The following is a 13,183-nucleotide window of genomic DNA, read 5'->3' on the forward strand; positions in this document are numbered from 1 at the left end:
TAAGATGAATATCAACCAAAATATCTTAACATAAAAATAGTAAAAAACACCCTAAAATATACCAATTATTCATTGAGAAAAATGATACTTGAATGGAAATCCAATACATATTATTAAAATTAAAGTGGTTCAAGTCGGAGGAAAGCACCTTAGGGTGTCTTCCTCCGACTTGAAATTCATAAAATTCCTATGTAATTAAAATGAAATTTTATACATTTCCATCAAACAAACTACTAATTATTTTCTTGATTTAATTCCATTTCCTTAGTTTCCAAATAATCCATGTACTCATGCCAATCATTAAAACTTAGCTTATCTTCTTTCCCTTCTAACAACTCCAACGTCTCTCTTGCCTTTTTTAAATCTTCTACGTACAAATAAGATACTCCTAATATATAAACAAAATCATTTTGTAAATTCCTCTTATCTTTTAAAATATTAATTATTTCATTGTATTTAGGATTTTCACTACTAAACTCTAAATATGCTATATATTCTTCAACATCTTTAACTTCAAATACATATGGATTTTCTTGCTGTTGTTTTTTTATTTCTTGAAGCAAATCAATACTTTTTTGAATGTTTTGCTCCTCACCAATATCCACTAACACTTGAGCTAATAAATATTTACAAAATGTATCATCTGGGTTATCGACTAAACTACTCTCAAAACATACTTTTGATTTTAATAAATCTCTTTTTGTACCTTTATAAAATACCATCCCCGCTAAAACCTTATCCTCAAAAATTTCTAAGTAATCATCATTATCCAAATTATGCTTAGTTCTTATCTTATCGTAATCTTTTTGTTCTAAATTTCTTAATGCAAATATCCATTCTTTCCCTTCATATATCTGTTCCTTATATTCCACAAGGATTGCAAATACTCTTTCAAATGTCAAAAATATAGTAACTGTTAAAAATAGCAAACTTATGGAACCTTGTGTTTTATTTTGTAAAATATTCGAAATTACAATAGGTATAAACACTATAAATACGACAAATCTTTTCGCTCTAATACTATCTTTATTAAAACTTGAATACGTAATTAAAATAACAAAAATAGCTGTCCAAAAAAACAAAATCTCCAATATATGGGCTACAAAGAAAGTATCTGGCACCATTGCATATGTAATAAATAATGTAACAAAAATAAAAATTGGCCCTATAATAACTAAAGATTTTTCTATTTTTAAATTTATAACTACTAAACGTAATATACTATTACTTATCGCTAAAATTTTCACCATTCTAAACTCATTATTATCTTTATTTAAATAAACTATAATAGCAGAAATAAATGCTATTAAAACTAACCATAAAAATATATCTTTAAAACTTATATATAGACTTGGTATTATAAGTAAGGAGGGTGATAAGAATTCTCTCTCTCCTGTAAAGATATATCCTAAATTTTTTACAAAAGATACAATAATGCTATTAAAAGATGGTAAGAAAGTAATAAAAATATATAGTAATGCCCCAAAAAAATACGAAAATAATAATAATGCCATTAAATCAATTGCATAAATACCAAATTTCTTTTTAAATTTATTCTCGGATTCATTCAATTCGTTTTCCAACTTATCAAAGTTTAATAGGGCATTATCGAGCCTCTTTATAATTAATAAAAATATTCTCAAAAAAACCATAAATTATATTCTCCTTCCTGCAAAATTTCCTATTAAATTTAATAAATAATAGATTATTTAACTATATAGAGAAAATATTATTCAATCTATATGTTAAATTTAAAATATAAATAATCCCATTTATTGATGGTATAATAAGCTTACTCGATAATTGTTGTATTTTTAGCAATACAATACCTTCTTAGCACCAAATGTCCAAGTAAAAGAGAACTCATAAAACGCCTTAAATTAGCAAATTTAAATATCACTATTTTATTATAAAATAATACATTAATATTAACACTGAAAATTTGTTATAATTAGTAAAGAATTCTATTAATTAGATAGAGAGGATACAATATTATGGGTTATAAATTTCGTAGAATTATCCAGTTTTCCCCGGGTGTGAAAATTAACTTTACATACACAGGTATGGGAGGGAACTCTATTTCACCTGAATCAAGAACAACAACTTATGTACCTGGAACTGGAATCTCGTATACACCACGAATAGCTGAGTCAAACAATTATTATATACAACGAGGATATCAAGGACCAAACACTTCCTATCCCACTATGGATGAACAAGATTACAATACGGTAAATGCATTTGAGCCAGTAAAAGAAACCCAAACTTACCTTGTTACTGCTTTTCGTAAAAAGGATAATCAAGTAAACTCCGTAGGTAGAAAACTAATGAAACCACTTTCCATAATTACAGGCGTTTTTGCGGGCCTATTCTTAATTATGATGCTTATTATACCTGCTCTAATCATGGCATTCTTTTCTTTCCTATGCTATAAAAATATAAAAACACCATTTGCAGTTGTATGCCCAGAATGTGATGCTGAAAATCTATTCATTTTTGAGGAAGAGAAGATTACTTGTCGTAAATGTGAGAGCACTCTTATAATCCAAAAATAAATAGTTCTCAAATTAACGGCTTTTTTAGTAGACAAAACAATAAAAATCTAATTATAAATATAAACAGATAATAGAGAGGCAAGTGAATATCATCATTAATTTTGAAGCGTTTAATCCAACTATAAACGACTTAGCTATTAAACTTGCTATGGTACTGTTTATACCATTATTCTTAGCATTGATTGTCAAAGTGATACTTATGAAATTTATGAAAGAATCGATTGCTGGCAGATTAGCAAGTCTATCTTTGTTATTTTTTATGTACTATGTATTTAAATTTGTTACAGCTTAAAAGGCACCTTATGGTGTGTTTTTATGTATTAAAAGACCTACCTATTTCCCTAGGTAGGCCTTTTGTGACTTTGTATTTACAAACGATGATATTATAACAAAACTCCTTAATCCTCAAACTCCCCGATTGTTCTTCTTTAATATACTTAAGATGATTCTATGTATATTAGTCTAAAGTACGAGCAGCTGCATAGAATGATCCAGAACCACCATTTCTGTGAGTAACTTTAAGCTTATATTTACCTTTTGGAAGAGTATTGTACGTATTTGTAAAACCCTTTCCTGCTGCTAACGATCCAGAACCAATAACATTACCTTTTGAGTCTTTTAAAGACCAATCAAGTGTACCTTTAGTATTGTTTGTCATATGAACTCTCATATCTGCTTTTTTTACATGCTCGAACGATACTTCTCTTTCACCATTTATCAGACTGAAATCATCTTTAAGTATTTGGGTACGTTGGATAATTGGTGCTGAATTTTTAGTATTATCTACACCTTCTGTACTTGCTGATGTTGCTCCAATCCCTCCAGTTAATACGATACCAGTTGTTAATGTTCCTACTACTAATTTCTTAAACATAATAAATCCCCCTTAAATATTTTTTATAACTTGCACCTTAAATGTATCACTTTTATATCTTTTGTAAATATTTTCAATTTGTAGAAATATTTATTTAATTATTAACAATATTGGGATTGCATTTTATCAAATGGAAAATAGAGGGATTTACAATGATATGTAATAATGCATAATAAATCAAGCGAATATCATGATATACTCTCAAAGAGCTGATACAAAATTTCTTTAGATTGGAAAACTAAAGTCTTATCTACCTAAAAGGAAGGCGCCTTCTGGCGTCTTTTTTCTATTTTCAAAAGGACCTGCTCAATTAATTCTTAAAAACATAAGGTAAAGTGAACCCATTAAAATCCATGGAATGAACCCTAGTTTTACCCTCTAATCTAAAGGAGGCACTATTGTTATGGGATATGGTGGTAGTTGCGGCGAAGGCTGCGGTTTCGCTGGAGGATTCGCTTTATTAGTTGTATTGTTTATTTTATTAATCATTATCGGATGCAGTTGTTTCTGCTAAAAACTATTGGAAAAGGCACCCTTATATGGGCGCCTTTTTGTATATTAAAAACCTCCCTATTTCCGTAGACAGGCTAAATGTGATTTTGCACAATTGAGTTATAGCAAAATCATTTATATTGAAAGTAATGAAAATTAACTTAGTAATCCTAATACCTTAATAATCTCAATTGTTTTATTATCTTTTATTTTAAAATAAAGCCTTTTCCCTATACGTTCACTAATTACAATATTTCCAAAGGCTAATTTACGCAAATGTTGTACAATCAAATCCTCTGTAATTCTTGTTTGCTTACTTAAATCAGAAACTGACAACGATCCATATGTAATCAATTTACAAACAATTGATAAGCGAGTAGAATTCCCTAATAACCCTAAAACTTTTATACTTTCGGTATAGAAACTAAAATCCATATGAAAAGCATGTAACAGATTTTCCAACCTCCTAAAATAAGATGAATATCAACCAAAATATCTTAACATAAAAATAGTAAAAAACACCCTAAAATATACCAATTATTCATTGAGAAAAATGATACTTGAATGGGAGTCCAATACATATTATTAAAATTAATGTGTATTGGACTTTCCATCCTCAATGAATGGAAAGTAGAGATGCTTCAATTATGTACCGATCTGGAGCGTCTCCTATATAGTCAAAAGGATAACAAGTTGTTAATGTTAATGTTGGCTCACTTTTTTCTACAATAACTGTTCGATCTTCTGAATCTGTTATCCAATGCTTGTTAATTTCATATGTATATGTTTTATTTTCATATTCCACGATAAGTTGGTCATTTTCCTTTAATTGACCAAGCTCGGTAAAAACAGTATCTCTATGTCCACTTAAAACTGTATGACCATTTCCAGATGGTGTAGTAGTTAAGTCACTAACAAACATACCTACACCCTTTTTTAGTACTTTATCATCAGCTCCCCAATATATAGAGTATTTCTTTTGTATTTTAGGGATAATTAAATATGCTACTTTATCTCCTAACTGATGGTTTACCTTTGAAGCGGGAATTTGCACAGGTTCTTCAGATTGTAATGAAGTGTCAATCTTTGTCTCTGTCTCTGTCTCTGTTTGATTGATGTTTTGCGTTTCATTTTCTTTAGAAGGTGTGGAGGTCTCATATTGTTTAGCCTCGTTAGTTGTTAACGACTCTGCTGATTGTCTAGCACTATACCATTCTAGAAAATAATAGGAAAAGATAGTAAGTCCAATAACAGTTAAACATAAGCCTATCCATTGTTTTTTATTCACTTTTATCACTCCATTTGAAAACGACAGGATTTCTCCTGCCGTTTTAAGGAACTATTTTATGCGTTTGTCTTTTTACGACGGAACATTAATACAGAACCAGCTAATGCTAATCCTAAGCTTGCTAACATCATTGTAACACCGTTTGATGCTGTATTAGGTAATTTTTCACCTTGTTTTTTCGTTTCTTTTTTCACAACTGTATTAGTATTTTTCTTTGTTTCTTTTGCAGTTGTTTGAGGCTTAGTTTGTTCTTGTTTATTATTTGTTGTTTGGTTATTTTGTTTTGAATTCTCTTGCTTAGTGTCTTCTTGTTTAACAGGTTCTTGTTTAGTGTTTTCCTGTTTAGTATTTTCTTGTTTAGGTTGTTCTTGAGGTTTAGTAGTTTCTTTATTTTCTGTTGTAGTATTTGTGCTCTTTGGATATTTATAATCTTCACATGGAATGCCGTCTTTATCATTATCTAAACGGTGTGGATCATTTCCAACACCATATCCATTTTGATCCCAGAATGCTTGAGCATCTTGTTGACTTTTAAAATGACCACAGTTTTTTGTATCATTAGGACTCTTAGCTGCAAATGCAGAAGAACTGTACCCCACTGTTAATAGTGTTACCGCTGTTGCTGAAGCTAATAATTTTTTCATAAATTTCTTTATCCCCCTAAATGGTATGTATTTACATTGAAATATTTTACATTTAAAAATCTAAAAATACAATAATAATTTGTAGATAAATGTAAGATTTCTAGATAATAATACCAAACTATTAATTCATATATTGTCATATTATGTCGAAAGAAAATAAAAAAAGAGCCAAAGCTCTCTTTAATAACTAATACTAACCATAGTCACTATTCTCACAGTAATATGAATTTGATTTATCACAACAAATATATGTTGTTTGTTGGATAAATAATGGCCTTGATGAGGCGTTAACTGAAGTGGCATTTAACATCCTCAAATAAGAAAGTCCTTGTATCTCCCTGGTGTTAATCTAATTGTTTGTGGAGTTGTGGATTTAAATGGTCTACTAGTCAATGTGACGAACGCAGCAAATACAAAGCTAAAACTAAAACGAATAAGAGTCTTAGTGTGGTTAGTTGTAAAATTTTCAAATAGAGTAATTGTAGAGTTAGGTGGAATTTCAAGACTTGTAAGGTTAGTTTCTGATCCGAAAATTGTAAGGGTCTCTATAAAACTGTTGGTAGAGTTTGAAGAGTTACATGATTATCTTTATTGGAATCAAAATAAGCTTACACATCCAAACTATTGATAATAGCTAATATTTGATGATCTGTCCATTTGCCATTAATCCTTATATTTTCTTTCGCTATACCTTCTTTTTTAAACCCCACTTTTTCTAATACACGAATAGATGCTATATTATCAAGCATCGCTCCTGCTTCAATTCTATTTAGCTTTAATTCCCTAAAAGCAAAATCTACAACAAGTTGAAGAGCCTCTGTTGTATAGCCCTTTGCATTATGCTCCTTATCTAAAGTAAATCCCGTATAACAGCTTTGGAGGTCCCCTCTAACAATTTGAGTTAATGAAATGTCTCCGATAAGCTTATCATTTTCTCTTAAAAAGATTCCAAAAGGGTATACTTGCCCTTCAGCTGTCTTTTTTAGAGCTTGTTCAAGACGTATTTTTTGATGTTCTTCTGTATAAAAAACTTCTGGGAGCAATGGACAAACTCGTTGAAAAAATTCGCGATTTCTAATATGTAAGTTAGCTAACTCGTTGGCATCATCAGTTTTATAAAGCCGAATATAAATGTGCTTCCCTACTAGTTTCATAACATCCCTCCAACATTTTTATATGTCTAATGAGGCAAAAGTATACCGTATACTTTATACAGTTGGCTATTGTCAGGAATCATTTTGCACGAAAGAAAAGACACTCTATATGAGTGTCTTTTCCAATAGTTTTTAGCAGAAGCAAGAAGCTCCAACGATGATTAATAAAATGAATAACACAACTAATAAAGCAAAGCCTCCAGAAAAGCCACAACCGCCACAACTACCACCATAACCCATAATAGTTCCTCCTTTAGATAAGAGGGGAAAACTAAGGTTCACTCATGTATTTTAATGGATTCGTTTCATCTTATGTTTTTCCGCATTGATTGAGCAGGTCCTTTCGAAAACTATTCACATATTAACTATATTTTTAAAAATAAATAATTTAACTATATCAATAGATAGATAAATTAATATAATGTATTAATCCTAAAAGAAGGGAGGAATAGCCATGCAATTAGTTTGTTTTAAAATAGTAAGTGGTCAATATTTCTTATTTGTAGAAGGTATTCAAATTCCTGTACCAATTCCAGCAGTTGCTGCAGCTTTATTAATTGGTTTAGGAGTAATTCCACTTTGTTCTTAATGTAAAGAATTCGGACCATTCCTATCTTTCCATTGGAAAAGCCTCAAGTATATGAATACTTGAGGCTTTCTTTATATCAGAGAAAAAACACCTTACAGCGCTTGAAGATCTCCTGATTTAATTAATGTGGCCGTTACATCATCACCGAAAGTATTGAGACAGAATACTTGCTCGTCTACCTTATCCATCACTGTAGCTTCACCTATCACGCCACCTTGAAGTTTAATAAAATAGTTATGTTCTTCTACAATTTTACTAAAATCTCTATTTGCCCATCTTTCAGTAATTGCTAATAGCTCTTCTTTGTTCTTGAAATTGTTTCCGTTTAGAATATTTCTTACTTTCTCTGCATTCTTTTTGGACATAGGGGTTGCTCCCTTTCCTTCACACGCTTTTACTTTTTGATGAGTCATGCTATGCATAGCTGAAATAACTTCTTCTTCAGTAGAAGTTACTGTAATGTGAAGTTGTGCATTTGAACCTTTCACTTCTGCTTCATTCGATAGTATGTCTTCTTTATTAACCTCTGCAAAAACATGGTCCTCACCCTTAAGCGGGACTTCAGCAAACTGTAATATTCCATAAGTCATACCAGTTGCAAGTACTACTCCCCCTATAATAGATGCTAGCCAATACTTTAGCTTCTTATCCATCTTCATTTCCCCCGTCTTCGTTTACATATCTTAACTAAAGAATACCATATTTAATTCCTTTTTATTGAAGAGTCTCTAATTTCTACTATTTAAAAATATTCTCATCGTTTAATGTAATACGATATAATCATTTTATAATACAAAAAAACCTATATTCTCATTCCCTATTTTTTTGGAGGTGATTGTCTTGAATAAAAACATCAATCTACTTCTTCAAATAATAATTGGAATTATAATTATGATTGCACCTATTCTCATAACAGGATCTATATACGATGTCACTAAATCATTTGGTGAACTATTAGTGGCAGAACTTATTATAAGAACACTTTCTCTCATTATTGGACTTTTAGTTATTAGCACAGCTTTGCATCGTTATTCTCAATAATTATTCATGTTCAAAAAATACAAATATTTTACATACCAATTCTTATGTATTAAGACATCAAAAACAAGTGTTACGAAAAAAATATAAAAAAGACATCTTTTTTAGGGAAAGATGTCTTTTTTATATAAACCTTAATGTTCGTTCTGTAAAACCCTCGCTGCCTTTACTCCCTTTTTCTCTTCTTTTAAAAATAACGATATGATAAACGCAACAATTATAAAGACTAGCCCAAGTGTAAATGCACCTTGGAATCCGGATGTTAAACCGTTTAACTTCTCTACTGGATCCATTGGATTTGCGGAACTTTCCATATAGCTAGCTGTTCCTGAAGACATTTTCGAAATAAAGATAGCTGTACCAATTGCGCCAGCTACTTGTTGCAGTGTGCTAAACAGTGCTGTTCCGTGCGGATATAAATCTGGTGTTAACTGATTTAAACCGTATGTTTGTGCCGTCATGACAAACATGAGTCCAACCATTAATACGCTATGCATAACAATAATTTGTACCATTGATGTATCAGGAGTAATGCCTTTAAATAAGAACATTGCTATCCCCACTAACACAATACCGGGAACGATAATAACTTTCGGACTAAATTTATCAAATAGTTTACCTGCGATTGGTCCCATTATGGCGCTAATAACACTTCCCGGAAGCATGATGATTCCTGATTTAAAAGCTGTAACGAGTAAAACTGTTTGCAGGAACATCGGTAATAAAGTCATCGTTGAAAATAACGACATCATCACAATGACGATTAATCCAACTGATAATGTAAACATCGGGACTTTAAATGCGCGTAATTCTAAAATTGGATTCTCAATTTTTAATTGTCGGACGACAAAAATACATAATGAGATAAATCCAACAAGTAAAGCGCCATACACTTTCGTATCAGACCATCCTAAATCACCTGATGCACTAAAGCTATACACAAGTCCGCCAAATCCGAGTGTCGATAAAAGGATTGATGGGTAATCTACTTTTGGTCTTGTTAACTCTGAAACATTTTGAATGTACTTCATCCCAATCATAATTGAAATGATCACGATTGGAATAACAATGTAGAATAACCAGCGCCAATTTAGTGAGTCTACAATTACTCCAGATAATGTAGGACCAATTGCCGGAGCTGCCATCATCACAAGTGCGATTAATCCCATTGTCGCACCACGTTTTTCAGGTGGACAAATGATTAAAATCGTATTCATTAATAACGGTGTAATTAATCCCGTCGCTACTGCTTGGACGATACGGCCGACTAATAAAACAGAAAATGTCGGTGCGAATCCCGCAATTAATGTACCAGCTAAAAACGTTACCATAGCGATCAAAAACATTTGTCTCGTTGTGAGCCATTGCTGAAGTAACGCTGTAATTGGGACTAAAACCCCAACCACCAACATGTAAGCTGTAGAAAGCCATTGAATCGTTGAAGCTGTTACATCAAATTCTTTCATTAATACCGTTAACGCATTACCAAGTAATGTTTCATTTAATAATGCAACCATTGCCCCTAAAAGTAATGCAATTAAAATAGGGGTATGTTTCATATTAGAAGTATCAACTTTGCCACTTGCTGGGCTCTTAGTTGTCATATTCATTTGCAAATTCTCCTCCTGTTTCTTACTAAAAAACTTTAAATACACCAGAACACATGTAATATAATATACATATGTAGATTAAAAAGGGAGAATCAATTTTCAGCCACTGTATATTTAATCTACAAAAAAGGAGAATTGTAGATGAACGATAATGAAAAACAAATTGATTTACGTATTAGACGTACACATAAATTACTATGGGATTCCTTATTTGAATTAATGACACAATCAAAACAGAAATATAGTACGATCACAATTAACCAAATATGTGACCGCGCGATGGTACACCGAACAACCTTTTATAAACACTTTGAAGATAAAGATGCTTTATTAGCATTTGGATTTAAACGATACAGCAAGATGATTGCTGAAATACCCGTTTCAGATCGATTAAGTAAACCATTTCAAGTAATGGAACAATTTCTACACCATGAAGAAATCGGTAAAATATTAGAAACGCAAATGTCTGATGAACAATTTATTAACCGGACACAGTATTTAAGTCACGAAACGAGAAAACAAGAAATAGAAGCGTTACATCAACTGCGCAAAAATCATACGATGCCAAATGATTTAATCATTGATTTTTATTCAGGGGCAATCACCTCATTAAGCGCATGGTGGTTTAAAAATGAAAGAAAAGTTTCTGCTGCTGAAATGGATAGGTACCTCCACCAACTTATTAACAGGGATATTTTTCAGTTTGAAGAGGAATAAGACTACACCTGTTCAATCATGCAATAAAGTGAAACTTTAATCAGTGGGGGGTTTTGTTCATCCCCCGCTGATTATCAGCCCTCACCAATCGGACTTTTACGGACAGCCCGACCCCCACCTAACTTCTTTGCTTCCACTGAATTTTGAGATGGGGGTCTTACTGCCCGTTAAAGCGGGATCAAATTGACCACAAAATAGGAATATGATATATTTTCCGTAGAATACTATATAAGTATGACATCAAATAAAATGGCATATAATAAAAAGAAGAGATGCGCTAACATCTCTTCCTTAACTGCTACCGTATAGGGTGGTGGTTATTACACGTTACTATTTTTTACGAAACCCACCCTTTTGCTTCCTACGGCGCGGAGTGGGTTTTTTGTTGTCCTTATCCAGAAGTTACTTCCGCAAAAAATACGCTGAAACTTCACGTACAGTCGCTTTTACAAATTCTTTTACAAGGTCAAACAAAAACTCCATATTATCACCCCCTTTCCTTCCAAATGGAAAGAAGGGATAACCACCCACCCTCACAATATGCAGTTACATATATTTTATCAAATGATTGTAAAGATATTATGTAAACCAAACAAATGAAATTTTACATAGAAAAAAAGCCCTTCTAAACCGGGCCTTTCTATCACCATTATTTAGCGATCTTCTTCAAATCCGAACTTTCTATAACTGAAAGCATATTCACCTTTTATTAAGACGGACCATAACCAATAAGATGAGCAATTATAACTGCTATTAAACCGATTGAGTATTCAATTAGAATTAAAGGAAGAATCCACCTTGCCCACCTTGTCCATGAAATTCCTGCAATTGCTAATCCAGCCATTAGCGTACCACCTGTCGGAAAAATAATGTTTCCAATACCATCCGCGAATGAAAAGGATAATACAGCTGTTTGGCGTGTAATGTCCAATAAATCTGCAAGTGGCGCCATGATAGGCATTGTCAACATTGCATGACCACTACCTGATGCTAAAATAAAATGAATCGCTACTTGGAAGTTGTACATTCCAACAACACTTAAAAAAGGAGAAATATGTTCCATTCCTTCCGACACTTGATACAGTAGTGGGTCTATAATATGCCCTTGATTCAAGACAACTAAAATAGCGCGTGATACACCAATAATTAAAGCTCCCCCGATTAAAGATGCCGATCCTTGTGTAAAAGATTCTACTGTATCATCAAGAGATATCTTGCCAAGAATTGCAATGATTATAGTTAAAATAATAAATAAGGCTGCAATTTCTTTTATATACCACTCGTACTTAATAACACCAAATACAAGAATAATATAATTGATTAAAAAGGCCGTTAATATCCATTTATGTCTTTTTGTTAACTCTACTTTCGCTGTTAGTAGGCTGTCTTGCTTGTTTGTATCGAATTTTCCGTAAATTCCGCTTGCAGGATCCCTCTTTACTTTCATCGCATGACGATAAACGAATGTAACAGCAATTACATATATGACTACAAATAAAACGAGGCGGAACCCCATCCCCGAATACATAGGAAGACCCGCTATCCCTTGAGCCAGACCAACTGTAAACGGATTCATAATTGCCGTTGTAAATCCGACGGACGCTCCTACTAGTACCATCGCAGTTCCTGTTATCGTATCAAATCCAACCGCAAGAGCTAGCGGAATAAATAGAGGTACATACACTAAAGCTTCCTCAGCCATCCCCATTAATGACCCGCCAAGTGCAAAGAACAGCATGATAATAGGAATCATTAACTTTTCACGGTTAGCAAGTTTTTTTGCCATCGTTGAAACAAGAGCCTCAACTGTACCGGATGCCTTTAATACACCAAAAAAACCTCCGATAATAAGAATAAAAAAGATAATATTAGCGGCTTCTACCATCCCTGTAGGAATAGATTTTACCGTATCAAAAAATCCAAGTGGCGTTGATTCAATCCACTTAAATGAATTTGGATCTACTGTTGTATACCCATTTTTTTCAATCTGTTCATATTTTCCGGCCGGCAATATATGTGTAATCACAGCCGCAATAACTAACAAGACAAGTAACATTGCAAATACGTTTATTTTCCATTCTTTTCTTTCCTTTTTTCCTTCTGGCTCGAATGAAACTGCCTTCTCTGATACTTGACTCATATACCAATCCCCTTTGCAATAAAGTGAAACTTTGATCAATGGGGGGTTCGTTCATCCCCCACTGATTATTACTTTTCCGGGC

16 protein-coding genes and 1 pseudogene are annotated in these 13,183 nt (G+C 32.4%); 6 read left to right on the top strand and 11 right to left on the bottom strand.

Translation table 11 applies throughout. The features are described from left to right. Positions 1 to 233: 233 nt before the first annotated feature. A complete protein-coding gene (locus ACK1U5_RS13770; RefSeq protein ID WP_000231545.1) occupies positions 234 to 1,652 on the bottom strand; it encodes a hypothetical protein in 1,419 nt (472 codons plus the stop codon). Positions 1,653 to 1,994: 342 nt separating this feature from the next. Here ACK1U5_RS13770 and ACK1U5_RS13775 point away from each other — a divergent pair, with 342 nt between their 5' ends. Both ACK1U5_RS13775 and ACK1U5_RS13780 read left to right on the top strand, forming a co-directional pair. Beyond that, a complete protein-coding gene (locus ACK1U5_RS13775; RefSeq protein WP_000540755.1) occupies positions 1,995 to 2,555 on the top strand; it encodes a DUF4236 domain-containing protein in 561 nt (186 codons plus the stop codon). A gap of 82 nt (positions 2,556 to 2,637) precedes the next feature. Beyond that, positions 2,638 to 2,847, top strand: coding sequence for a hypothetical protein (locus ACK1U5_RS13780; RefSeq protein ID WP_001021326.1), 210 nt, complete (start codon positions 2,638 to 2,640; stop codon positions 2,845 to 2,847). Positions 2,848 to 3,012: 165 nt separating this feature from the next. Here ACK1U5_RS13780 and ACK1U5_RS13785 read toward each other — a convergent pair whose 3' ends face one another. After that, positions 3,013 to 3,429, bottom strand: a complete 417-nt coding sequence (locus tag ACK1U5_RS13785; protein ID WP_000473854.1) for a hypothetical protein — start codon at positions 3,427 to 3,429, stop codon at positions 3,013 to 3,015. 403 nt (positions 3,430 to 3,832) lie between these two features. Here ACK1U5_RS13785 and ACK1U5_RS13790 point away from each other — a divergent pair, with 403 nt between their 5' ends. Beyond that, on the top strand, positions 3,833 to 3,943 hold the full coding sequence (locus ACK1U5_RS13790) for a YjcZ family sporulation protein (RefSeq protein WP_000540371.1): 111 nt from the start codon (positions 3,833 to 3,835) through the stop codon (positions 3,941 to 3,943). A gap of 134 nt (positions 3,944 to 4,077) precedes the next feature. On the opposite strand, the gene ACK1U5_RS13795 is transcribed toward ACK1U5_RS13790, so the two are convergent. The 5 genes from ACK1U5_RS13795 to ACK1U5_RS13815 form a co-directional block, all read right to left on the bottom strand. Next, positions 4,078 to 4,356 (bottom strand): ArsR/SmtB family transcription factor, encoded by a 279-nt coding sequence (locus ACK1U5_RS13795; protein ID WP_000347623.1) that lies wholly within the window; start codon positions 4,354 to 4,356, stop codon positions 4,078 to 4,080. Between the two features lie 181 nt (positions 4,357 to 4,537). Further along, a complete protein-coding gene (locus ACK1U5_RS13800) occupies positions 4,538 to 5,209 on the bottom strand; it encodes a class D sortase (protein WP_069605458.1) in 672 nt (223 codons plus the stop codon). A gap of 56 nt (positions 5,210 to 5,265) precedes the next feature. Continuing rightward, positions 5,266 to 5,853, bottom strand: coding sequence for an excalibur calcium-binding domain-containing protein (locus ACK1U5_RS13805; RefSeq protein ID WP_448814823.1), 588 nt, complete (start codon positions 5,851 to 5,853; stop codon positions 5,266 to 5,268). Between the two features lie 608 nt (positions 5,854 to 6,461). Beyond that, positions 6,462 to 7,007 carry a GNAT family N-acetyltransferase gene (locus tag ACK1U5_RS13810; protein WP_044584194.1) on the bottom strand — a complete coding sequence of 182 codons (546 nt, stop codon included), beginning with the start codon at positions 7,005 to 7,007 and terminating at the stop codon, positions 6,462 to 6,464. A 132-nt stretch (positions 7,008 to 7,139) separates the two neighbouring features. Next, positions 7,140 to 7,247, bottom strand: a complete 108-nt coding sequence (locus ACK1U5_RS13815; RefSeq protein ID WP_000540375.1) for a YjcZ family sporulation protein — start codon at positions 7,245 to 7,247, stop codon at positions 7,140 to 7,142. A gap of 214 nt (positions 7,248 to 7,461) precedes the next feature. Here ACK1U5_RS13815 and ACK1U5_RS13820 point away from each other — a divergent pair, with 214 nt between their 5' ends. Beyond that, positions 7,462 to 7,596: a hypothetical protein gene (locus ACK1U5_RS13820; protein WP_001177693.1), complete on the top strand. Its 135-nt coding sequence runs from the start codon at positions 7,462 to 7,464 to the stop codon at positions 7,594 to 7,596. Between the two features lie 92 nt (positions 7,597 to 7,688). Here ACK1U5_RS13820 and ACK1U5_RS13825 read toward each other — a convergent pair whose 3' ends face one another. Then, entirely contained in the window at positions 7,689 to 8,249 is a 561-nt protein-coding gene (locus ACK1U5_RS13825) for a PRK06770 family protein (protein ID WP_044584193.1), read from the bottom strand. 187 nt (positions 8,250 to 8,436) lie between these two features. On the opposite strand from ACK1U5_RS13825, the gene ACK1U5_RS13830 reads away from it, so the two are divergent. Beyond that, a complete protein-coding gene (locus tag ACK1U5_RS13830) occupies positions 8,437 to 8,637 on the top strand; it encodes a hypothetical protein (protein WP_001038824.1) in 201 nt (66 codons plus the stop codon). Positions 8,638 to 8,768: 131 nt separating this feature from the next. Here the strand turns inward: ACK1U5_RS13830 and ACK1U5_RS13835 are convergent, their stop codons facing one another. Then, on the bottom strand, positions 8,769 to 10,244 hold the full coding sequence (locus ACK1U5_RS13835; protein WP_113710770.1) for an MDR family MFS transporter: 1,476 nt from the start codon (positions 10,242 to 10,244) through the stop codon (positions 8,769 to 8,771). Between the two features lie 141 nt (positions 10,245 to 10,385). Here ACK1U5_RS13835 and ACK1U5_RS13840 point away from each other — a divergent pair, with 141 nt between their 5' ends. Next, positions 10,386 to 10,961 carry a TetR/AcrR family transcriptional regulator gene (locus ACK1U5_RS13840; protein WP_000999272.1) on the top strand — a complete coding sequence of 192 codons (576 nt, stop codon included), beginning with the start codon at positions 10,386 to 10,388 and terminating at the stop codon, positions 10,959 to 10,961. A gap of 298 nt (positions 10,962 to 11,259) precedes the next feature. Here the strand turns inward: ACK1U5_RS13840 and ACK1U5_RS13845 are convergent. Further along, positions 11,260 to 11,444 (bottom strand): annotated as a pseudogene (locus ACK1U5_RS13845) (hypothetical protein). Between the two features lie 226 nt (positions 11,445 to 11,670). Beyond that, positions 11,671 to 13,101 (bottom strand): YfcC family protein, encoded by a 1,431-nt coding sequence (locus tag ACK1U5_RS13850; RefSeq protein WP_000084618.1) that lies wholly within the window; start codon positions 13,099 to 13,101, stop codon positions 11,671 to 11,673. Positions 13,102 to 13,183: the final 82 nt, after the last annotated feature.

The sequence above is a fragment of the Bacillus sp. XB1 genome, assembly GCF_053557995.1.